This window comes from Caminibacter pacificus (assembly GCF_003752135.1).
GTDB classification, from domain to species: domain Bacteria; phylum Campylobacterota; class Campylobacteria; order Campylobacterales; family Nautiliaceae; genus Caminibacter; species Caminibacter pacificus.
Genome location: NZ_RJVK01000006.1, coordinates 46,822 through 69,659 on the forward strand (window position 1 = coordinate 46,822; position 22,838 = coordinate 69,659).

23 protein-coding genes are annotated in these 22,838 nt (G+C 30.6%); 1 reads left to right on the forward strand and 22 read right to left on the reverse strand.

Annotation, left to right across the window (positions count from 1 at the left end; genetic code table 11):
* Window position 1: 1 nt before the first annotated feature.
* The 8 genes from EDC58_RS09705 to EDC58_RS09740 form a co-directional block, all read right to left on the reverse strand.
* Window positions 2–403 (reverse strand): helix-turn-helix domain-containing protein, encoded by a 402-nt coding sequence (locus EDC58_RS09705; protein WP_123353326.1) that lies wholly within the window; start codon window positions 401–403, stop codon window positions 2–4.
* A gap of 11 nt (window positions 404–414) precedes the next feature.
* Window positions 415–672: a hypothetical protein gene (locus tag EDC58_RS09710; protein WP_123353327.1), complete on the reverse strand. Its 258-nt coding sequence runs from the start codon at window positions 670–672 to the stop codon at window positions 415–417.
* Window positions 623–1,606, reverse strand: a complete 984-nt coding sequence (locus EDC58_RS09715) for a hypothetical protein (RefSeq protein WP_123353328.1) — start codon at window positions 1,604–1,606, stop codon at window positions 623–625. Before EDC58_RS09715 ends, EDC58_RS09710 begins: the two co-directional genes overlap by 50 nt.
* 212 nt (window positions 1,607–1,818) lie before the next feature.
* Window positions 1,819–4,047, reverse strand: coding sequence for a type IV secretory system conjugative DNA transfer family protein (locus tag EDC58_RS09720; RefSeq protein ID WP_123353329.1), 2,229 nt, complete (start codon window positions 4,045–4,047; stop codon window positions 1,819–1,821).
* 9 nt (window positions 4,048–4,056) lie between these two features.
* The gene (locus EDC58_RS09725; protein ID WP_123353330.1) at window positions 4,057–4,758 is read right to left on the reverse strand and encodes a hypothetical protein; all 702 of its coding nucleotides are present in this window, start codon (window positions 4,756–4,758) and stop codon (window positions 4,057–4,059) included.
* The gene (locus tag EDC58_RS09730) at window positions 4,755–6,110 is read right to left on the reverse strand and encodes a hypothetical protein (RefSeq protein ID WP_123353331.1); all 1,356 of its coding nucleotides are present in this window, start codon (window positions 6,108–6,110) and stop codon (window positions 4,755–4,757) included. Before EDC58_RS09730 ends, EDC58_RS09725 begins: the two co-directional genes overlap by 4 nt.
* A 9-nt stretch (window positions 6,111–6,119) precedes the next feature.
* Window positions 6,120–9,464, reverse strand: a complete 3,345-nt coding sequence (locus EDC58_RS09735; protein ID WP_123353332.1) for a V-type ATP synthase subunit I domain-containing protein — start codon at window positions 9,462–9,464, stop codon at window positions 6,120–6,122.
* A 130-nt stretch (window positions 9,465–9,594) separates the two neighbouring features.
* Entirely contained in the window at window positions 9,595–10,131 is a 537-nt protein-coding gene (locus tag EDC58_RS09740) for a hypothetical protein (RefSeq protein ID WP_123353333.1), read from the reverse strand.
* A 279-nt stretch (window positions 10,132–10,410) separates the two neighbouring features.
* Here EDC58_RS09740 and EDC58_RS09745 point away from each other — a divergent pair, with 279 nt between their 5' ends.
* Window positions 10,411–11,220 carry a zeta toxin family protein gene (locus EDC58_RS09745; RefSeq protein ID WP_123353334.1) on the forward strand — a complete coding sequence of 270 codons (810 nt, stop codon included), beginning with the start codon at window positions 10,411–10,413 and terminating at the stop codon, window positions 11,218–11,220.
* Window positions 11,221–11,393: 173 nt separating this feature from the next.
* On the opposite strand, the gene EDC58_RS09750 is transcribed toward EDC58_RS09745, so the two are convergent.
* The 14 genes from EDC58_RS09750 to EDC58_RS09815 all read right to left on the reverse strand — a co-directional run bounded on the left by EDC58_RS09750 (window position 11,394) and on the right by EDC58_RS09815 (window position 22,757).
* Window positions 11,394–11,690 carry a hypothetical protein gene (locus tag EDC58_RS09750; protein ID WP_123353335.1) on the reverse strand — a complete coding sequence of 99 codons (297 nt, stop codon included), beginning with the start codon at window positions 11,688–11,690 and terminating at the stop codon, window positions 11,394–11,396.
* 150 nt (window positions 11,691–11,840) lie between these two features.
* Window positions 11,841–12,095, reverse strand: a complete 255-nt coding sequence (locus EDC58_RS09755; protein WP_123353336.1) for a hypothetical protein — start codon at window positions 12,093–12,095, stop codon at window positions 11,841–11,843.
* 120 nt (window positions 12,096–12,215) lie between these two features.
* Window positions 12,216–12,497 (reverse strand): hypothetical protein, encoded by a 282-nt coding sequence (locus EDC58_RS09760; protein ID WP_123353337.1) that lies wholly within the window; start codon window positions 12,495–12,497, stop codon window positions 12,216–12,218.
* A gap of 264 nt (window positions 12,498–12,761) precedes the next feature.
* Entirely contained in the window at window positions 12,762–13,478 is a 717-nt protein-coding gene (locus tag EDC58_RS09765) for a hypothetical protein (RefSeq protein ID WP_123353338.1), read from the reverse strand.
* Window positions 13,475–13,903 carry a hypothetical protein gene (locus tag EDC58_RS09770; RefSeq protein ID WP_123353339.1) on the reverse strand — a complete coding sequence of 143 codons (429 nt, stop codon included), beginning with the start codon at window positions 13,901–13,903 and terminating at the stop codon, window positions 13,475–13,477. The genes EDC58_RS09765 and EDC58_RS09770 overlap by 4 nt, the downstream gene beginning before the upstream one ends.
* A gap of 9 nt (window positions 13,904–13,912) precedes the next feature.
* On the reverse strand, window positions 13,913–15,550 hold the full coding sequence (locus EDC58_RS09775; RefSeq protein ID WP_123353340.1) for an ATPase, T2SS/T4P/T4SS family: 1,638 nt from the start codon (window positions 15,548–15,550) through the stop codon (window positions 13,913–13,915).
* Window positions 15,547–16,080 (reverse strand): hypothetical protein, encoded by a 534-nt coding sequence (locus EDC58_RS09780; RefSeq protein ID WP_123353341.1) that lies wholly within the window; start codon window positions 16,078–16,080, stop codon window positions 15,547–15,549. The genes EDC58_RS09775 and EDC58_RS09780 overlap by 4 nt, the downstream gene beginning before the upstream one ends.
* Window positions 16,077–16,817 carry a hypothetical protein gene (locus EDC58_RS09785; RefSeq protein ID WP_123353342.1) on the reverse strand — a complete coding sequence of 247 codons (741 nt, stop codon included), beginning with the start codon at window positions 16,815–16,817 and terminating at the stop codon, window positions 16,077–16,079. Before EDC58_RS09785 ends, EDC58_RS09780 begins: the two co-directional genes overlap by 4 nt.
* Window positions 16,818–16,832: 15 nt before the next feature.
* Window positions 16,833–17,864 (reverse strand): hypothetical protein, encoded by a 1,032-nt coding sequence (locus EDC58_RS09790; protein WP_123353343.1) that lies wholly within the window; start codon window positions 17,862–17,864, stop codon window positions 16,833–16,835.
* Window positions 17,865–17,873: 9 nt separating this feature from the next.
* A complete protein-coding gene (locus tag EDC58_RS09795; protein ID WP_123353344.1) occupies window positions 17,874–18,704 on the reverse strand; it encodes a hypothetical protein in 831 nt (276 codons plus the stop codon).
* 73 nt (window positions 18,705–18,777) lie between these two features.
* Window positions 18,778–19,413, reverse strand: a complete 636-nt coding sequence (locus EDC58_RS09800; RefSeq protein ID WP_123353345.1) for a hypothetical protein — start codon at window positions 19,411–19,413, stop codon at window positions 18,778–18,780.
* 23 nt (window positions 19,414–19,436) lie between these two features.
* Entirely contained in the window at window positions 19,437–21,044 is a 1,608-nt protein-coding gene (locus tag EDC58_RS09805) for a hypothetical protein (RefSeq protein WP_123353346.1), read from the reverse strand.
* 1 nt (window position 21,045) lies between these two features.
* The gene (locus tag EDC58_RS09810; RefSeq protein ID WP_123353347.1) at window positions 21,046–21,597 is read right to left on the reverse strand and encodes a hypothetical protein; all 552 of its coding nucleotides are present in this window, start codon (window positions 21,595–21,597) and stop codon (window positions 21,046–21,048) included.
* Window positions 21,594–22,757: a hypothetical protein gene (locus EDC58_RS09815; protein ID WP_123353348.1), complete on the reverse strand. Its 1,164-nt coding sequence runs from the start codon at window positions 22,755–22,757 to the stop codon at window positions 21,594–21,596. The genes EDC58_RS09810 and EDC58_RS09815 overlap by 4 nt, the downstream gene beginning before the upstream one ends.
* Window positions 22,758–22,838 lie beyond the last annotated feature (81 nt).

Consider the following 22,838-nt stretch of genomic DNA (forward strand, 5'->3'; position numbering starts at 1 on the left):
CTTATATTTCATATTTTTGTTTTAGATAGTTTATAAAGTCGGGATAATTTCTTAATATCTCTTCAGACATAAACGTTTCTTTCATAAATTTATAAATTTTTTTGCTATCACTCCAGCCAAAATAATTTTTCACTTCTTTTTTTATAACTTCATCAACCTCTTGGTATGAAGACAATTTTTCCTTTTCTTTTATAGAATCGTAGAGTTCATATATTATGTCAATTGCCTGATATCTTATTCTTAGCAGTTCTTCGACAACCTCTTTTTTTATAAAAAAATGAACGTAATCAATCGCTTTATTACTATAAACAAACCATTTTGGGTGCTTCTTAATCCACTTATAAATTGTTTTTTCCGAAATAGAAAGTAAATCCGCAGCCTGTTTTATTGTATAGACATTCATACACCCACCTTTTATTTGTAATAGATAAATTGATTTGTTCTATTATTTTGCTGAGGTCTATGCCCTATTGCCGCCTCTACGTCTTTTATAAACCTATCAGTTTGTAAAAACTGATTTTTTAAAAATCTGTTAAACCAAATTTGGTCTTCATATACAAAAGGTTGATAATTTTTATCGAAATAGATAATTTTCTGAGGCGGTTTTTTCGTGGCACAACCGCTAAGAAATAGACTGCCTAAAAACATTAAAAAAATTACTTTCAATTTCATTTTTTCTCCTTTCTTGATTTTGCACGCTTATAAGTGTCTCGTATTTTGCTTTGATTTTGTTAGGATTATCGGTTACTGCTATGATTTTTATAATGTCTTTATATAAACCAAACTCTTTTGCGGCTTTGAATGTGTCAATTTCCTCGCTAAAAAGTTCAAGTTCCTTAGGGGCTTTTTTAGTAGTTGCTTCGTATCTTTTAGTTACATTAACGTATGTAGAAATATCTTTTAAAATGGATATATTTTGTTCAAGTATGTTTTTATTTTTATCTTTTATATTTTTTATTTCTTCTTTTAATTCGCTTATTATTTCCCATTTTTTCAAATCGTCTTTTTCTTTTTCAAGTTCTTTATATAAAGAGCCTATGATGTCGTTTTTACTTATAAAATCGTTTATCACTTTATCGGCGCTGATACGTCTTATACTTATCTGTTCTTTAATTTCAAATTTATAGCCGTCATCTTTTAATTTCAACGGCAATGAGGAATTATATTTCTTTAAAAAATCTATCTTTTCCTCTACGGGTAATTTTTTAAATTCCGTAACTTTAATTTTTAAGTTAAAGTCACTTTTAATTCTTTTAAATTCCTCTTCGATTAATTTATCTATATCCGTTTTTGATAGAGGGTTTTTTACAAATAAATGAGGGTATTTTTCTTTTTCTATATTTAAAGTTTTAATTTTCCCCGTGTCCGGAAATTTTGAAGTTTGATATAACAAAAAAATATCGTTTGAATTTACAATAACGTAGTTATTTACTTTAACGGCAATATCTGTAGGAGGAATAGTGAATTCTTCTAAGGATTCTAACTGCTCCGATAAAATAATAAATTTATCTTCGTATTTTCCTTTTAGCTCTTTTTCCTCTTTTTTAATTTTACTTTCTATTTTTGATAAGGCAAAATAATCTTTTTCGATTTCTTTAATATCCATAAAAAACCCTTAAAAGCAATTTTGTTTAAATTATACGAATTTTTCCCCGAGTTCAACGAGGTGGTAAAGAAAAATTTTGAAAAATTTTTAAAATTTTTTGCGGGTCGGACGCCCACTATTTAAGTGAGCGCCCTTTTTTGCGGAAATTTTGCGGAAAACAAAAAAGAAAAAGGACGACTATTACTCAATAGCCGCAAATTATTATATCAAATTTAGACATTTTCCCACTCCTCCTCAAAACCTTTATAAGTGGTAATTCTTAAAGGCGAAGGATTCTCACCGACATAATAACTTTGTATAATAATAGGATTATCCCCATTTAATAGAAGTGATAAACCTTTTGAGAAGCTGCTTAGTTTTTTAACCGGAAATGCCGGTTTTTTTTCTATTTTAAGCGAAGTCGTGTCGGCTTTAATGCTTTTTTCTTTACCCATTTCTCTTATAATCTCTTTCTCCTCAAGCACCTCAACCTCATCTATATATTTTTCGACATATTCAAAAATTTCCTCATCTTGTACTTGCAAAACAAGTTTTTTCATATTTCCTAAAATTCTTTTCATTTCTCTATCGTCGTTTTCAGGTAAAAACGACGCTTTATCCTGTGTTGAATACACCATACTGATTTTTAACGAACGAGCTTGAGCGTTTTGCGTTGCCATACCTGCTGTTGCGTAACTTCCCCATTCGTCTAAAATAACCATATAAAGAGGAAGAGGTTTAAGTTTGTTTTGGTATATTTTAAGCTGGAGCGGTAAGGCTTCTTGATTTTCCCCACCAAGTCCCAAAGATGTTGCAAGTTTGATTAAAATAACATACATTTTCGCTATCATAATAAGTTGGTCTTCCGCCATATTTAAAACCGGGAACATTACGTACAAAACTTTATTGTTTCTGATAATGTCGGCTAAATCAACGTCCGGGTATAAGTCGTTAAAGATATGTTTATACATATTGAAAAGCTGGAATACCCTATCCCATTGTTGCTGAGCGTATTGATGTTGTCTCATATCGTCAGGTTTTAGTTTTTCGAGGTTTTCATTACTTTCCGTTACCCCTAAAGCAATAAATAATTTATTCATATCAAGTTCCGTTTCGCTTTTTGCAAACGAAACAGCTTTATTTAAAGCTTCAGTGTCGTTTTTTAGTGTATTGTAAGCTTCCCGTATATCTTTAATGTTTGCAAAATTCGGATAAATATATAAAAATCTTTTATTTTTTTCATATTTTAAATATGCCTTAATCGCTTTCGCGACTGATTGAGTATATTGTTTCCAAGTTGAATAAACACCTGAAATATACGAATCCATTTGGGTTGTTAAATCTACAATTGTAGCCATATAATCAATATCAACCCCGAGTATATTTTCGATTTTTTTTCTTTTGTCAGGATTTCTTGTCATAAATTCCACTAAAACATCGGCATCTTCAATATCTTTAAGTTTTGCAATTTTTTCTTTTCTCGCTTTTTTAAGATATTTACCAAGCTCGTCGTCTTCTTGAGCTTTTTGTTTAATAAGCTCATTTAACTCAGTTGTCATTGCATATAGCATAACATACACAAATGTAAATTCTATATCTTCCATATAGTTTGTAATGTCGGAAAATGTAAAAGGCTCTTTGTGGTATTTTTGTCTGATTTTTAAAAATCCGATAGGATAAGCCGCCGCAACTTTACCTCTGTTTTTAAAATAATCTTGATTTCCGTCTCCTCCACCCGGAAGTAAGCTGTTTAAAAACTCTTTTAGTTGTATGAGTTTAAGAGACAGCGCAGGAGAGAATGTGTTAGTAGGCGGTCTGTTTTCGGGATTGATATAGTTATTAACAAAAAACTGAGTTTCGTATCCGTGTTTTTTACAAATTGTATAAAGTTGCTGTTCTATTGCTTGGTCTGCTTTCCCGTCAATGAATAAAAATCCGCCGCCTGAGGCGAGAATATCGCCCACAAAAGATAAAATCGTTTCCGTTTTACCCGCACCCGTTGTCCCGATAAAAGCAAGGTGGGTTGTAAGTGTTCCTATATCAAAACCTACCTGTAAGTGAGGTTGTTTTTTAGCCCACTTCCCCTTTTTAATTAATTCGGTTAATTTTTTTTCTCCTCCATTTACGATTGAGAGATGCTCCTGTAAATCCTCTTGATATATGCGATAACCAAATATCGTATATAGTTTTTCGGATACCACCGGAGCAAACATTCTGTCATAAAACGCCTTTTTTACTTTATTTGACAAAAAAGGCTCGTAAAAGTCCTGATAATATCTAAAAAGAGTATAAGCAGTCGATAAAGTACCTAAAGTTGGGAGAAAGAAAGTAAGAGCCGAGCTGAATAATAATCTTATTTTTAAAGACTCTTCTTTATCTTTTATATGTTTTCTTGCCTCTTTAAGCCCCATAATTAAATGAGGAGTGTTTCCTCTTGCTTCATCTCTTACAACTCTTCTCATCTTTTCCCTTTAGTTCAATTCTCTTATTAAAACCAATATTGTAAGTTTTCCTATCTGTTGTAATGTAAAGTTTTGATTGTAAAGCTGTAACAAATCGTTTTTTGTTATTTCTTGAATAGCAAATACGTTTTTTACGGAATTTATAACTATTTGTTCCAAATTTTGTTGAAGACTTAGGTCGTTTTTACTTGATTCATCAGTTTGTGAGGCTATATTGCCAAGTTGTGATACTTTTTTTAATTCTTTTATTGTGTCGTAATAACTTTGAATATTTTTATATGCTTTTATTATAGAATCTATTGCGTCTATTACTCTTCTTATAGCATTTTTATCAACTAAAGCTATATAGTAATTGCTTATAAGTTTTTGAGCGTTATCTAAAAAATATTTCAAATCCGCTTTTAAAGGGGCTTTTAAATCTTCCAAACTAACGTTTGCTATGTTAATATCTCCTATTTCGTCAATTATGTTATTACTAAGCTGTTGAATATTGTTTTCAAGTTGTTTTATCGTAGGTTGCATATCCCGGTAAGTCTTATTGACTCTTTGAGACAAATCCGCAAGTTTTACGCTATCGTATCCGTACTCTTTTATAATAGATTGATACTCTTTATCGTATTTTTCAAATTGTATTTTAAAATTATTCAATGAGGTTATTGTAGTATTTGCAAATAAAAAAACTCCGAAAATCAATAATACTATTTTTTTCATTTTTTACTTTTACCCTTTTCCTCAATAGTACTTTGAATAATATCCGCCTCATTGATAGTCTTATCAGGTGTAAGTAAATATTCTATTAAGCTTAAATCGTATCTAACTGCCGATTTTTGGAAAAAGGCGTAATATGTAAAAAGAAAAGCGCTTGCGGGTTTATCGTCTTCAAATATTTCTGACTCTCCTGAGTTTGCTTTTGTGATATTAATCACAAGGTTTCTGTCTATTGTAGATATTATTCTTCTTAGAGTATAATCCTCAACCCTAACCGAATACCAGCCTGCCGGTAAATTAAGCCACAATTTCATAAGCTGTCTAAAATAGACAAATCTAAAATATAAAGAATATCTTTCAAGTCTTTCAGGTGTGATATATCCTCCGTATTTTTTTCTTATACGGGTATTTCTTTCAAGTTGGGTTTTAACATACTTCATATAAACAATTGTTACGTTTGAGACAATTTCTTTTATCTGTTTAGCCGAAAAATATAGTCTTCCCCTTTTATAATCATAAACGTCGGGGGTTTTTGAAAAATCAAAAAAAATTTTTTCCGTTTTTTTTCTGATTACGGGGGTTTGCAAATATTTATAAACCAATTCGGTAGGTTTTTGTTTTTTGGTAACGGACAATTTGGCTTTTGATGAGGTTGCTTCGTGAGCAAGGACTTTTTCGTACTGCTTGAAAGTCCCCTCAATAATGTCAAATAGGTCTTTATACTTTTTAAATTGCTCGTCTTTTTTTAATTGTTCGAATTTTTCTTGAATTTTCGAATAATCCTCTCCTTTTTCTTTTAACTTTTCTATTTTTTTTAAAAGCTCTTTCATCTCTTTTGTAAGTTCATATCTAAACATAGATATAATCTTATCTGTTCCGCCATCGTTATCTATATCAAAAAATGTCTCTATTTTACTATCTTTAATAAAGACCTTATGATTTCCCCGTCTTGGTAGTTCGTCGCTTTTTTTCGGAGCCTGAAAAGCCCAATCTTTAAAAAAACCGAGCCTTGAATATTTATGAGACTGAAAAGGAATTAATAACGGAGCTTTTAAAAAAAACGGAATAGGCAAAGGTCTTATGTACTCTCCTATAGCAAACTTATCACTCCAACCAAACAAATAACCTTTTGTAAATAGTATGAGATAAACAGCAAAAGCAAAAAAGGCGGGGTATTTAAGAAAAACCACATTTAGAGGAAGAAAGATAAAATTAAAAAAGTCCTCATTTGCTCCGGTAAAGATAACATATAAAAAGAAAATAGCGATTAAAAACGCAAAAAAGTTAATCCATTTTTGAAACGATAAATCCCTATTACGTAACTTGACTTCTTCTTGGTATTCTTTATATCCCATTTATACCCTTTACATTCCTCTTGTAAAAGAGTTGGTATTTTCGTTTTTGTATCTGTATTGTTCCACTTGTGTTTCTTTTAAAATCTCATATTTAACTTTTGCGTTGTCATAAATTTGTGCTATTGAATCGACAAAACTCTTAGGAATATTCGTAATTCCTTTGTCTTTAATTAAAGAAACGTACTCGGATAGTTCGTTTAAGTTCATATCTTCTTCGGCTTTTGTTACGTTTTTTAATATTTCGGCATTTAGTCCTTTTGCAAAAGTAATTGATTTCATATTGTTTGAGCTGTTTTGTACTCTTATGAAAAAGTCGCCGTCGTTTTTAATTTGTTCGAAAATTTCCTCATTGTTTTTAAGAATTTCTTCGTTTGCAATTAAGAAGTTGTTTAGGTATTTATAATTTTTACCTTTAACTTCGCTATATTTAACAGCGTCGATATATTTTCTTAGTTTCTCTTTCATAAAATTGTCTTGAATCTTGTAATTCGCTTCATTAAAAATCTCAACTAAAGATTTCGAAGAGTCGAGATTTTTAGCTAAAAGCGGGTCGTATTCTCTAACTTCTTTGATTAAAGAGTCTTTTAAAAACTCCTCATCGGTGAATATTTTTAGTTTAAGAGCTTGCAAATTTTCGATGAGCTGTTTTTTGTCTCTTTCAAGAAGAGTATTATCAAGCCCTCTTTTTAGGTTATCAAGCATTTTTTGATTAACCTCTTTTAAAATAGCTTTATTTACTTTAAATAAAGCCAACGCCTCTTTATAATCCATTTTATCTAAATCTTTTGAGGCGATATCCATTATACCAAGAACCTTTTTGCCGCTTTCAATCGCCTTTAGCTCTTTTTCAAGCTCTTTGTATTTTTTAACAATTTCTCTAATTATGTCATTATCTTGAGTGTTTAGTTCTTTGTTTTCAAGATTTCTATATCTTTCTTTTGCTTCATTAAGAAGTTTTCTTTTCTCCTGCGCGGTTGTTGCATAGTTTGCCGAATTAAGCAGATTATAAATTCTTGCAAGTTCTTGCATTTCGTATTTAATATTTTCGACTTTCTCCTCAGTCTGTTTGATAAACATATCAACAGCTTCTTTTTTGAGAGTTTCGTTTGCGATATCTTCAAACTTCATATATACTTTTGCGTTAAGTGAAGTTTGTTGCCTATCAATAGCTCCTTTAACATCGTGTAGAATTTTTTTAAGCTGTAACTCTTCGACAAATTTATCTTCGGAGCCTTTTTCGATAAGCGTATAATCAACTCCTAAAATATCGGCATTAACAACCGATTCTCTTGCAATTCTGTCTTTTGTATCTTTACCCTCATATACAAATGAAGCAAGGTCGTTTGATTTGATAAAAACTTCATAGATTTGTTTTCTCATATCTTCCGAGAATTGTCTTTTTACAACCGAGCTTATAATCATCATAGCTACAAACGGGTTAAGCGCCCCAAGTGAATTTACTTGAAATACTTGATTTTCATACTCTTCGGCTTCTTTTAATAGGTTGTCCGAGAGTCTCTCAAAGCAGTCTCTCATCATTGAGGCTGGTGTTTCGAGGCTGTTTGTCGGATTTTGAGCTTTTTCGGAGCAGATTTTATATTCGCTTAATGCTTTACTCATACCGAATAATTTATATAACCCAGCCTTCTTAGCGATTTGTTCTTTTAGGTTTGCGTCTTCGGCTAAAAAGTTATTCATTAATACTCTTTGCCTAACTTCTGTCTTAGTAAAGTTCGGATATCTTTCGGATAGGTTGAATTGTTCGTTTTGTTCGTTGATATGTTTTACAATATCTTTAAAGGCTTTTTTATCTTGAGGGTTTAGTAAGAGTCTGTTTTTTTCAAAAATTTTTAAGTCAAGGAGGTTTTTTAGTTCTTTTTGAGAAATATCTCTTTTTTCCGCAAGGGAAAAGGCGTTATATACGTTCATAAAATCAATTATATCCTCTTCTACGAGTTTTTCTTTTTTTAAGTCGATTATAGACTTAAAGATATCTTTAATGGTATCTTCATCAAATATTTGATGATACATATATGTTTTATTTTTCGAGTCTATTTGTTTTAATAAAGCTAAGGAGATTGCTTCTTTTAGGATATTTTGAGCCGCGGTTTCTCTGCTTGAGATGAAAGACCAAGCAAACGGGTTTGCTTCAAGTTCCGGATTTGGAGAGGTAAATTCTTTTTTTAGTATGTCTTTTGCTTTAAAAAGTTCCGTTCTGATTGCCGAGAACATATCTTCAGGGTTTATATCAAGGTCGTTTTCTTTTACATACTCCTCTATTGCCGATAGAATTCTTTTTTTTATCTTTTTGAGTCCTTGTCTGTCTATGTGTTTTGATTTTTCGATTTCGGGTACGAATGCAAGTATTGATTCATTTAGTTCCAAGTCGGCTTTGTTTATGATTTTATCAAGCATTTTTAGAGCGTGCTCTTCCGCAAATGCCTTTTCTTTTTTAAAGACTTCGTATCTTTTAAGTCTTTCAAGAGAGTCTAATGCGAAAGAAATAGGTAAATCAAAAAAGCTCTCTTTTACACCCCCTTTTTTTATAGAATTTATACTGCTTGCAAGTTTTAGAGCTTTTTCATCGAAATTTTGTGGGTTTGTTCTCATTTGATATAAGATTTGATTAATAGAATATGTGCTGTCTTTGAAAAGATTAACAAATTCATTTATATCGTCAATGGCGTCTTTTGTGATTGCTGAAGTACCGAATATATCTTCAAGTTCTTTTTGGTATAGTTCGTTAAACTTTCTATTTGGAATATCGTATTTTTTTCCGAATGTTTTATTATAGTCTTTTTCGATTTGCTGGGCTTTTGAATATAGCCTTAATAGAAAATCGGTATAAACGGCATTGTCGCTGTTTTCGATGAAGTTTTGTAGGAATTCTTCTAATTTTTGAGGATTTTGTTCTACTGATGATATAAAGTTTTCAATTTCTTCTTTGCTTTTAAACGTTCCTGATAGATAAGCAAGTGCATTTGCAAGAAGAGTGTTTTTAATTGTGTCTTTTTTTTGAGAAAATTGTGTTAAAAGTCTTGACTTTATTTCGTCATTTGTTAAAATTTTTCCATCGGAGTTATCAAGCGGGAAGTAAATATCACAATCTACCCCGCTACCTCCAAAATCTGACGGGAAATATTTTTGGAGCTTTTTAGGAAGCTCCTTTCCTCTTATTAAACGATTCATATCAAGTTGGTGTTCTCTTTTTATTGCAAAAAGAATTTCATCTTCCAACTTTTTAGCCTCTTCTTTGTTTTTAGGCGTAATGTTGCTATATACCGCTACGGTTGATTCCGGTAGTTGTTGTTTTTCTACTTTATTTATTTCTTGTGCTTTAAAATAACTTGCCATAATATCCCCCTTATATGAAATATTTGTCTTTCTGAGGGATATTTTACAAATTTTTTCCCAAGTTCAATGAGGTGGTAAAGGAAAATTTTGAAAAATTTTAGAAGTTTTTAAGGAGAAAGGGAGGAGAAAATTATCTAACTCTGTTAAATAGAGAAAAATCGCCGTTTTTATCTCTCATTGCGTGGAGAGGGTCTCTGATTTTTTTAACTTCATACTCCACTTTGTCGAGTTTTTTGTTAAGTTCGGTGATGCTGTCTAAAATGAGCCTGTGTCCTCTTGCTGATGATTCTACTATTGATTTTGCCGCATCAGTTGAAGTGTCACCTACAATAGTTCCAATTGTATTCTCAAACCAATTTCTAAACACTTCGAATTTTTCTTCACTTGTAATTTTTTTCGGTAGCTCATCAAGAGCTTTTTTAACTTCGGCGTCGAGTTTTTTGTTTTGTTCTTTGATGAATTTACCAAGCAGCATTACCATTTCTTCGGCTAACTCTTTTACGAACTCTTTTGTTTTTTGTTGTTGTTCTTTTACCTCTTCAAGTTCGCTTTTGAGTTGTTTGTTTTCCTCTGCAAGTTCATCGAGCTTTTGGAGGATTTTTTGGTTAATTTTAAAAATTTCCTTGTTTTGTTTGTCGAGGATTTCTAAAGTTTCTTCATTACACATTTTTAACTCCTTAATAGTTAAAGATTATAAAAAAATTATAAACAATACTTTTCTAAAACAGATTATAAATCAAAAATAAAGCAAAAGTCAATAGTTTTTATAAAAAAATTATATTTTTTTATAAGAAAATTATATTTTTTTATAATTCAGTAATAAAAATTATAATAAAAAATTATATTTTTTTATACATTAATTATATTTTCTTATATTTTTATTTTCTAAATTTCTCCGCCGGAATAGAAAAGTTGTAAATACAATTAAAAAAACAAAGGAAAAATTATGGATACTAATAAACTTTTTCAAGACATAGTGGAATTTTTTGTCGAATACAATACCACCAAAAACAAAATAGCCCTTTTTAAAGGTGGATTACCGGGAGCAGGAAAAAGCACTTCATTGCATTTTAAAGAGTTCTCCCACCTCAACCCCGTCATAATCGACGTTGATGAAATAAGAAAACTTCTTCCTAACTATACCGGGAAAAAAGAGGATTCCGCACAGACACAAAAAACCGCCGGATTACTTGCTTCAATGCTTAGAAACTACTGCATTGAAAACGGATACGACTATATGCTTGATAGTACCCTCTCAACCCCTCAAAACGTTGCCGTTGAGCTTAGTAAAGCTAAAAAAGCGGGATATAAAATATACGTTAAGTATTTATACGTTTCACTAAACGAATCACTTACGGGAGTACTGCTAAGATATTACCAAGCTCTACTAAAAGGAGAAACACCAAGATTTGTAGATTACGAATATATAAAACAAAGATACAAATCACTCCCGGAAGCAATGGCGGAATGCATTAACTACGCAGATAACGTTCAAGTGTTAAATAGACGTGGAGAAGTAATAATCGACATTAACAATTTAGTTCATACTGATAATACTGAATTCAAACAAAATATCTTCGTAGGTAAAGTAAATGAGTTAATTTTAAGATACGAAGAAAATCCTCAATGGGACAAAGTTTTTGAACTTGCCGAAAAAGCTGGGGATTTGGTAACGGCTCTTGAATGGGCTAAAAGAAAAAAAGAAGACTTTGGAGTTTTAAACTCACACTCTCAAAAAAATTTACTAAAAATCTGAAATTTTCTTGACTTGTTTTTTATTTCTGTGATATAATTAAGCTCCAAAAGTACAAAACTTCCTTGAAGAAAATGCATTACACCGACGGGGGATTGTCCCTCTTATCTGCAAGAAAAAACTTTCTTTCTTGGAGATAAGAGGGTAACCCCTCTCCCAATTTTTTTACCCCTTTCTTAAAATTCTTGATAATCCATATCAATAAATATTTTATCTTTGCCGTTTGCTTTTCTTATAGGCATATAAAGGTATTTTCCATACCACATAGGTTTTTGAGAGAGGTTTTTAAGGGCAAATTTTACTCTCGTAAATGCTTGTTTTAAATTTATAGGCTGTCTTTCTATTACATATAAAAAAATATCGTGCGTGATGTCTTCTATAAGAATAGTCATATCTTTATAATCTAAAAATCTTTTTAAATGTGTAACTACGAAATCTACAGCACTTGCCCTACAATAAACATATAACTGCATTTTTTCATTTGCTTATTATATACTTAATGGGGATATTTGTCAAGGGTTTTAGATAGAGAAGTCAGGGAGAAAAAGGGGCTCCACCATTAACATAATAAAATTTCTCTACATTCTACATACTTATATGTAGAAAAATGTATAATTAAAAAATCATAATAAGCTTTTTATTTCTTCGATTTTATTTCTAAAAATTTTAGGAAGTTCATAGAAGTTTTGAGTTTTGACACCCTTAAATGAAATATCTTTTGTAGTGGAATGGATTTGATGTTTTAAATCATTGAATTTACTAATTATTTGAGGATTTTTAGTATTTTTAACTTTCTGAGAAAGATAAAACAACTCAGCTTTGAGCTTATAAAGTTCTTCTAAAACATTTTCATCTTTTGCTATCTTGATTGATGACATTTATGTTCCTTTTAAAGTTTTATATAAAAATAATACAAATTTTTCATAGCTTTTTAAAGGGGGTAAAGAAAAAAAATCCCGGGAATTTATCGGGAAATTAACCGGGAATTTATCGGGAAATTAAAAGAGAGTTATCATTTTAAATATTGCTGTATAATTTATAGCGCTTAAAATAAGCATTATAAAAATCTCATATGCCTTATATGTATAAGTAGAATTATTTATAAATTTCTTAGATACGAAATATAATGTAATTACTACCTCTAATATAAAAAACGGATTTGCAATATATAAAAATACTTTCGTATTAAAAACCAAAACGGAAAATATTCCAATTATTAAAAACGTAATAGCAGTAAATGTTAAAGCGATGTAGGTAAGCTCTTCGAAACTAATTTTCATTTTACGTCCTTTTTTTGTTGTTATTTTAATAATATTTTTTCTACCTAATCGAAAAAATAGACAAATTTCTAAAAAAACGAAAAAAAGAAAAGAAAAAGGAGAAAAAGGCGAGGTGGGATATCGATGAAAAAAAAAATGCACTGATGACACAAATGACACAGAGGTGCGCTAATAAAAAAAGGTGCATAATGTCAATAAAAACAGACATAATGAATTTATCGGAGCGGAGTTCAACTCCTCTCTCCTCTTTCCGCTCCAAGAAAATTATAATTTTTTTTCATTGCTTTTTAAAGAGGGGGGTGAGGTTTTTTTTATTTTTTTTATATTTTTTGCAATCATTTTCCAGCTTTCTAAAATAACATATTTACTTGCCTCTTCAGTTTTGCCCTTTTCAAGTGCTTCGCTTGCAAGTTCTGCATAGTTTTTATCGCTATTTGCGAATTGAATCATTGTGTATCCGTTTAGATACACCCCTTCAATTGCTTCCTCGTCAAATTCCGGAATATATATAATTTCCGGATTGAGCTCATATTTGTTAAGAGTCTCAAAAATTTTTTTAAAATGGTGTTTTTCTCCCCTATTTAACACTAATTTTAATTTACTTTCGAGATTATTGTCTTTTATAAAACTAAAAACTTCTTCACTTTTAAGTTGATGTTTAATCTTTTTATCTATTACTACACAAACATAATCAAAATAATTAAAAAAAGATTCAATATCATATTTTTGTAACTGCTCTTTAAACCATATATAGTATTCTTTTGATATTTCGACTAAAACGTTTTTATGCCTTTTAGAGAAAATAAGAAACTCAAGTAGAGTTAAGAAGTCATTTTTTATATACTCAGCATTAAAAGGCTTATATGTATCAAAAGAAGAAGTAACATTTAATATCTTAAATTCATCTTCTCCCGATAATAAGAACTCTTTTGCAAAAAAAGTCTTACCGCTTTCTTCCGGATAAAAGATTAATATTTTCATTTTTTAAACTCTTTTTCAAGTTCTTTTTCCTCTTCCGTAAGGATATGGTCTGCTTTTATAATCTCTTGTAAATAGTATTGAAAAATTTCCTCTTTACGTTTTGGAGAATTGATAATATATAATCTATCCGCAATAAATTCTTGAGAGTCTTTTTTATAAATTTCAAGTCTTTTTACATATCTTTTATGGATATAATTTTTAAGCAAATTTAGTTCTTCAAGGTTTAATATTTTTTCTTTATTATCAAAATGATTTTGTAAAAAATCTTCTATAATTATCTGAGTTTCCGAAACCTCAACGTTTTTTATCTTTTTATCGGCATATGTCGCCACCGCTAAGAGTTTAACGAAAAAATCAAGCCTTTCATCCTGTTTTAGTTCTTTTATAGGTAATTCCTTAAAATATTCAATAACTCTCTTAAGCATATTTTCTCCTTATAAAATAATCTTTTTTTCTTTTAATTTAGTTTTAACTTCTTCCTCACTAAGATATTTCATCATCCCCTCTTCTATAAGATAATTAAAATTAAATAGCTTTTGAAAATCAGGAGCTCCGTTATCTCTAATGATTTTATAAGTTTCTAAATTGTTAAAATAGGCAATTTCATATATAGGAACAACCTTTCTTTTTGACTTTCCTGTATGATTACATTCTTCGCACCCCTCTCCTCCGCAGTATTCGCAAACTTGAGGTATAAGCGATTGAACTATAATGCCTTTAAGGGCATTAAGAATTTTTAAAGCTCCTCCTCCGCTTGCTTCTTTATTATCGGCGTTAAATAATCTTAACAATACGTCCCTTGCCGTTGATGCGTGAATTGTGGTATATGTAACGTGTCCTCTAAGCCCCATTTCGACAAAGTCTGATATTTCTTTGTCTCTAATTTCCGAAAACAATACAATATCAGGGTCGTGTCTTAACATCAATCTCATCGCTTTTTCTCTTGTAAGTTTATGTTTTTCATCTGCATTTTCCGTTATGCTGAGGTCATATTGAGGATAAGGCATCTCAATTTCGATAGGATTTTCAATACTTAAAATTCTCTTTTTCTGTTTATACAAATCATTTAATATAGCGGTTAGTAGGGTTGTTTTACCCGAGTTTGTCGCACCCGCTACGATAATAAGTCCTTTTGGATGTGAGGTAATTTGTTCTATAAGCTCAATAGCTTCAGGAAGATACCCAAGTCCTTTTAAACCGAGTGAGGCAATTTCTTCTCTTGTTTTCAATCTTCTTATAGAAACCGAATCAACTAAATGAGGAGGGCAAGCCGCAAGCCCCATATTAACCCTAAAAGTCCTTTTAATGATTCTACCTCTTTTATCACTAACATCGGTTTTAATAAGTCCCGTTGTTTCGGGCTCCCTTTCCATCAGCTCCTTATTCATCATAAGCTTTGCCTGCATTAAAGCAGACTCTATTATTTCGGTTTTTATATTTCTTTGTAATACCTCAACTCCAGCCTCTTTACCGGCTGAAAGTCTTGCCGTAATTTGATATCTGTTAATATCCTGAGCTTCAATGTGTAAGTCCGATATCCCCTCTTTCTCCATTAAGTTTAAAATATCTTTAAACTCAAAAACTTCCAGCCCTCCGCTTGTTTCGGTAATATTGTGAGAAAAATAGTAATTATAAAGTGAAGACGATATAAAAACAAAATCCTCAAATTCCTCCTTAAAAGAGACAATTTTAGGAAAAAAAAGGGCTATATATTTCTTTCCTGTCTCTTTATCTCTTAATATCATATATTCATCATCCGTTTTGATATCGACAATTTCATATTCTTCATTTAAAAAATCAATATCCTCAAGATACTTCTTATCTTTAAATTTTCTTCTAATAAACTCTTTGTGTAAAGGTTCATATCTTGAGAGGATATTTTTTAGTACCTGAATGTCGAAATTATTTTCAAGAGAAATAAGCTCTCCAAGAGCTTGTCCTATAACGGAATTTTGCTCCGAGAGCTCTTTTGCTATTTCTTCTATCTCAGATAAAAACAATTTATCGTTTTGTGTAGATTGTGTATTATTATCTACTTTCTTAAAAGATAAGCGAAAATTTGGCAATTTCATTTTTCTTCCTTATAAATGGAAATATAAAAAACGTTGTCTTTTACGATAATATTTTTTATTCCGTATTTGCTAATATTGAGTTTTTTAAATAAAAAAGGTAACACCGCTTTAATAATATATGCATCTTTTTTATTTTGAGTATCGTATTTCAGAATAATTACATTGAGGTACTTATTTGAATAATAAACATTATTAAAATCGGGTAGATAACTGATAATTCCCTGATTTTTCATAACTTTTAAGAGTCCGTTTATTAACTGCTCTATCTTAAATATTTCCGGGTTTCTAAACTTTCCTCTTTGCATTCTGTCATAAACGGGTTTTATTTTGTCATACTCTTTTTTTAGATAATCATATTCTCTTTTTTGTTGCGAAAGTTTTTGTTTATAATAATTAATATCAATTCCCGGGCTTTCTTTTAAGTTTAGATAATAATTTGTTACCCCCACAAATAACGATATTACAAAAAACAACAAAATTATTTTTATCTTATGTAGATAATAGTTTTTTTCCAAAAAACTCATTTTCATTGTTGTCCTTTATAGATTTCCAAATTTCCATTTAAAGCATTTTTCATCTGTATTAATTCTTTTTTTAATTTTTTACTTTTGTTTGATGTCTTCCTGATTTGTAAATTAAATTTATAAGCCTCCTGTTTAATTTTAGACTCTTTTTGGAAATTTGTACTCTCCGCTATTTGTGTGGAAAAATAAAAAGCTAAAAGAATGAGTATTACCCCAATGATTAAAGGAAGTTTTTTTTTCAATTTAGACTCAAAAACCGGAACTTTTTTAAAAAAGTTCTGTGTTTCTTCAGATGAAATTGCAACATCGTGAGGTATAAGTTTTACAATCTCATCTTTAACATTTATGTTAAAAATAATTGTTTTAGTATTTGGAAGCACCATTTTTAGCATATCTAAGAAATTTTTTATCTTTTTAATCTCCAAATTTAAGCTCTCAATAGGAAAGGTAAATTTGGCGAAATAATCTTTTTCTAAAATCTCGGTATTACCTATAAAAAAATTCATATTATTGTCTTTTTCTTCTACTATTATAAAAATAGTACTATTAAAATATCTTTTTATTGCTTCAGCAAGGTCATAAGCATTTATTAAAAGTTTATTTTCGATAAAAAGGTCTTTTGGAAAAAGGTAGATAAAATTTTTATCTTTTTTAACAAAATACTCAAGTTTATATTCGTCGTGATTCAACTCATATGTTTCAGTTTTTATTTTCTCAGGTATAACCAAATATTCCACAATCATTCTATTCCTTTACCTCTACATTTGCGATTGCAATTGTGTTGCAATATTTTGCATTTCAATAGTAAGCATAATAAGCCCTACTAAGAAATATACTATTACGATATAAGCAAGATAATAACTGACCGGATTCCATATCTTCATCATCATTTTATTTCCGTCTTCCGCTCTTTGTTTTGCATATTTAATCATCTTATCAATATTTTCCCAAAAAATTTTCCCTTCTTCTGTATATTTAATAAAATTAACACTCTCTTTTGGAAAACCGAAACGGAAAAACTCTTTCCAAATAGGTTTTGAGTCAATAAGAGCGGTTTTAAGTTTCTTAAACAAAGGACGCCAACCCGGATTGACGTTTGATTTTTCTAAAATCTCGGCAATTTTATGACTTGGAAGTCCTAAGGAGTGTAAAGATTTCAAGAAAAGTAAAATAGCAGGTATGTCATCATATGCACTTAATGGAAAGATTTTGAATAGAATTGAGGGTTTATATTTTCTTATATAAAACAATATTCCCAAAAACACAATTAAAAAAATTAAATAAATTATCAATACTTTTGACACGATTTGAAAATTATCTATGTACCAAAAACCGGTATTAAGCTTAACGTTAATGCCGTTCATTTTTGCTTGCTCCATAAGAGCTTGGACGGGTAAATTTACTTTTGGAAATATAAATAAAACAAGCCCCATACCGACAATTACAGCAAGCAAAGGTTTAAGGATGATAGCTAAAAAGTTCTTAAAAAACAACCCGCTCATTTCTCTCATCTGAATAATGTTTTCGATTGTTTCTTTTGGAGATTTGGAGTGCTCTAAAAGAGTTTTTTCCATAGCGTTTATAATGCCGAATTTATATAAAACATCCGCAATAGGTTGCTCTTTTTTTAAAATCAGATAAGCACACATTTTGAGAATTCTACCCGTTTTCCTCTCTTGACTTTCCGCTTGGAGCTGGATTGCTTTTTGAAAAGGAAACCCAAGCCCCATACTTGCCCTAAGCGACAATAAAATTGACGTTGATTCGTTTTTCGATAGTTTTTTAAACATCAAAACCCCTTAATATCCTATAACAGCATAACTTTTATGAATTGAAATTACTTTAATGTTATTTGCATAATCAAGGTATTCGCCTTGAGAGATAGTAATATAATTTATTTTAGGCTTAACTATTTCGGATACCATTGTTGTAGTATTATTGTTATCAGCTCCCGGTATCATAGGTGGCTGAGGTGGAGGTGGCAATTGCTGGTCTGCCGGATAAAAAGGCGCATTTGTGGTAAATCCGTTATTCATATTGTTTTCTTTTTTGACTCCCGGAATCTGAATGGTACTAAAAAACGTAAAAAGCTGATTTTCGATTTTTTTTACATATTCTTTTGGGATTTGGTACTTCTCAAAATTATCTTTAAGAAGACAAATATAACTTTTTGTTCTTTTAATTGAGTCATATTCTTTTTTCTGAGTCTGTAAAAACTTTACTGCTTCTTTTAATTTATCAGGTGACACACCACCCTTTTTTGTATGTCCTACAACCAAATAATTATCAATAGGGACAATATATATTTTTTTTACATTTTTTTCTAAAAGACTTAAAAGAGAATATATTTGCTTTAAAAGAGTAAGGGCATATTCATTACTTAACTGATATGTTTCAGTCGAGTACTTTTGTTTAGTTTTAAGATACTCAAGTGAGCTTTTTAAAGATTTTATTTTCTTTTGAATTTCTCCTGAATTTTCTCTTATAAGATTATTTTGGACTAAAAGCCCTTTAATGTTGTTTAATGCTTTTTGCAATTCATCTAAGCCGCTAACGTTTTGATTTTGAGTTGTATCAGCCGCAAATGATATAGATAAAAAAGCCGCAATACTTAAAATGATTTTTCTCATTCATACTCCTTTTTTCTCTTTTGCAAAACATATATCCTATGCTTTACAAAAGAGAAAAGCAAAAAAGCGGGGATTATTGCATAATTCCCGCAACTCCGAATTTTCCGTCGTCAGCAGTTCCGCCGTCGGTAAATCCCGCATTCGGGTTACCGATATCGGTAGCAACTCCGTCTTCTACTATGGTAGTAGGGTCACTACTGAAACCTGCGATAGAATCCATTGCTTGTGTTTCAGCTTTTTTTCTTAATGATGCGCTGTTTAGCACTGAACCCGTTACATCTACGAAAATTTTAATTGAGTCTCCGTTATTATTAACCTTATAAGGTGCAACTTTAAAATGTACAAGCCCTTTGTATTGTGAAGAATAAATAATTCCGTTTTCGCATTTCATTGTTGTTGGCAGATAAGGACAAATCGCATCGGTTGTAAGATTATTCCACGTTCCGTCGCTGTTTGGAGAGCTTTTTCTCCATTTGTTTGCCGCTGTAATAATAGACTGCGTATCACTATGAATTTCACTTAAAAACGTATTCATAGAACTATTACTGATAAGTTTTGGGATTATCATTGCCGCAATGAATGCACCAATAATAATAACTAAAATAACTTCAACCATTGAAATTGCTTTTCTCATTTTTTTGTCTTTTGTTTGTTTTTTCATTGTTACTCCTTCTATTCCTTCGGTTTTGATTTGTTTTTTTACTTGCATTGTTTTCCTCCTTTTAGTTTAATTTACGGCTTTTCAACCGTTACAACTACCGCTATTAACTCTCTGACATATTTATCCCCTCTTGCTCCACCGATAATGAAATTTTGATTAGGAACAACTCCCTTAAAGGAGTTAAGGTCTTCATATGTTTGATAAAGCCCGATGAGCTTCCTATCGCCGAAATTAAATACCGACGAATCGGTAAGCAGCGACTGAGAAGTATCGGGCAGGTTAAGAGTGGTATCACCCTCTTTCACTGAATCCATATTGTTGAGGGTCGTTGTCTCGAAAATTGTCCTTAAAAAAACCTTATTTCCATATATTTTAGGAACAATATCAAGAATCTGTCCTTGCGTTAATGTATCGACTTCCGTCGATACTTGCGATGTAGTTGCCGTTCCGGTTGTTGTAGTAACGGTCACACTTTTAACATAGTTTTTCTTGTTTGTAAGTGCAATAGTCTGTGGTATTCCGTTGGTAAGCATTTTAGTAAAAGAATACTGCTTATAAAAATTAATAAAATTATTATCACTGCCGACTAAAATATTTCCTCTTTTATAAATAACCGAATTTATATAATTTGTCACGAGTGTTTGAGGATTGTTTTTTACGGCGTTAATATTCAAATCAATTCCGTAATTGTAATCTTTACTCAAAAGAAACTTATATATCTCGAATCTAAGTTTAACTTGTTTTTCAAAGCTTTTATTATATTGTTGAATAATTTTTTGGATTATTTGCATATTTTTATAAGTCGTTTTTACGATAAGGTCTCCGTTATGGGATATAACAGACCCATTTCCACCAACGACGGACTTAATTGCGTTGATAATATCCGTAAGCTCTTTATTGTCTTTTTTTTCAGCGGTGTTAAAATTGTTTGACACATTAAAAGTACTCTCTTCGGTAATAGACGGCATAATAAGTTGAAATGTCTGAGTTTTATACTTTGATAGTTTTATAATTTTGCTTGAATAATCCACGTCGATAAACACATTTAACATATTTTGAAGATAACTAAGAAATTCGGCTACGTTTCTACCTTTGAAATAAAGACTTATACCCGCATTGTCAATATCTACATTTCCGTCGGTTACAACCGAAAAACCGGTAGCGGAAGACAATAAACTTAAAGCGTCTTTTAACTTAATATCACCGCTCAGAGCAAACGGAGTCTTTGATAAAGATGATTTTAACGCTTTTTTATCAAAGACTTTTACAACCTTAGGAGCATTTTTCAAGTATTTATTTTTTACGATTTTTATCGTATAAGGAGTAGTGTCTTCGATATACTTTTTAAGTTTTTGAAAATTATTTATTCTTATTTGTTTTGAAGCATATAACGGCAATTTTTTTAAGGTAATATCCTCACCCTCAAGAATATAAACCCTTTTATTAATCTCTCCTATTTTCGCAAGTGCCGAGCTTAGAGTTTGTGTGATTGATAAATCTAAAAAAGCGTTATCACCCTTTTTTTGCATATTCTTAAATAACTTTTCATTTTGTGTTTTTATTTTTTCGGAATGATAAACGTTATACCCTAAGTCTTGCGTATATTCATTATTTATCTCTTTAGCACAACCGCTAAAGAGAATTAATACCGCAGTGGTGGATAAGATAACCTTTTTCATTTTAATCCTTTATCTCTTTTAAAGAGTTTAATAAATTCTCTAAAAACTCTTTAGTTAATCCGTTTGTTTGTAAATCCTGTTTAATAGAAACATAGTCAAGCTGAGGATTTTGTTTAACTTTATAAAGAATGATATTTGCAATTGCTTGTTTATCATTTATCGGTAATTTATTAAAGTTTGCAAGTGTATATTTTATGATTATCTCGAGAGGCTGTTTTTGTAAGTTTGCAATAAGTTCGTTCTTTTTATTACTTTTAGCTGCCGTTTGACTTTGTCCAATTTGTTTAATCTGTACCCTTTTAACCTGCTTGTGAGCTTTTACGTATTTATAAACTACCTTTTTAACGACATATGAGTTTTGTATTTCCGTTTCAAATTCCTCAAAAGAAATAGGTTGCGAATATTTTTTTAGTGTAGAAAGATTAATCTCTCCTTTTTTGTATTTTATATAAACGTTAATAGGTACCTTATAAATATGCTCTACCTCTCCTTCGAACTTAACACTTGCAAAAAGAAAAGAAGAGATTAAAAAGATGAATATAGTTTTTCTCATTCTTCATCTCCGTCATCGTCATTTCTTTGATATTTTGATAATAGTTCCTCCTCTTCTTCGATATAGTCTTTAATAGTCTTTTTAACTTCTTCCAAATTTTCTTGAATGAGAGCAATTTTATTATCAAGTTGTTGAACGGCTTGCTGAATAACTGACGCCACTACGTCTTTAACCGCATTTTCAATAAGACGAACATCAATTTGTTGAGTTGTTTGTTGCGGTTGTTGCGGTGCCGTTTGAGACGTCGGTTGAATATTTATATTTTCGATTTTAGTTGAGATTTGTGCGATATTTTGCTCTAACTCTTTTTTTGCATTCTCGATTTTCTCTTCAATCTCTTTTTTAATCTCTTCTAACTCCACCAAATCAGGTTGTAATTGTTGTAATTGTTGTGTCTCTTCTGCCTCTTCAACGTCAGGAATAACTGCTTTTTGGTTCTCGTCTATTTGAGTTTGCGTAGTTTGAGGGATTTGATAATTATCTAAGAAAAAACACTTATGATAAATCTTTCTTGCATAATTTTCAATTCTTTGGATAGTGCAAATCGCGCTATCCTCTACACATACCTCTCCAGCTTTGATATTTAAGATTAGTCCTCTGATATACGCCAATACCTCAATTAACTCATCATTTTCATTATTACTTTTTAATAATTTTAAACTTTCATTGACTATTTCATATATTGTTTCAATGGGCACGAGATATAGAGTATTTATCTTTTTGCCTCTTAGAACAAAAGTCGTATTTCCAATCGCTTCAAGAAGTTTAGCAATACATTCTAACATTTCAACGTCTTCTATTCTTGTTGCCTCTCTAACGAGAAAAGAAACTCTGTTTTCCTCAGAAATATCAATTCCATTTTTTTGTTGATAATGCGAAAGAAGTAATAGAAATCCGGGGCATTTATCCCTTTCAAAAACTTTTTGTAGTATTTCTCTTGTTTTTCTATAACCAAATTCGTCATTTAAAAGCCCATTCGCCTTTCTTAACTCTTCTGCGAACTCTTTTTCAATCTCCATTAAATCAATTTCATTTTTATTTGTATCATTATTGCTTTGTTCTTCTTGTTGCATAGCCTGATTAAACTCTTGTTCTTGTTGGAAGTTATATTTAGGACTTTTCGTTTTTTTGTCATACTTATTGTAATTTTCTTTTTGCATACAAACTCCTTTTATCGACTTTGAAAAAATTATACAAATTTTTCCCCGAGTTCAACGAGGTGGTAAAGAATTTTTTTTTAT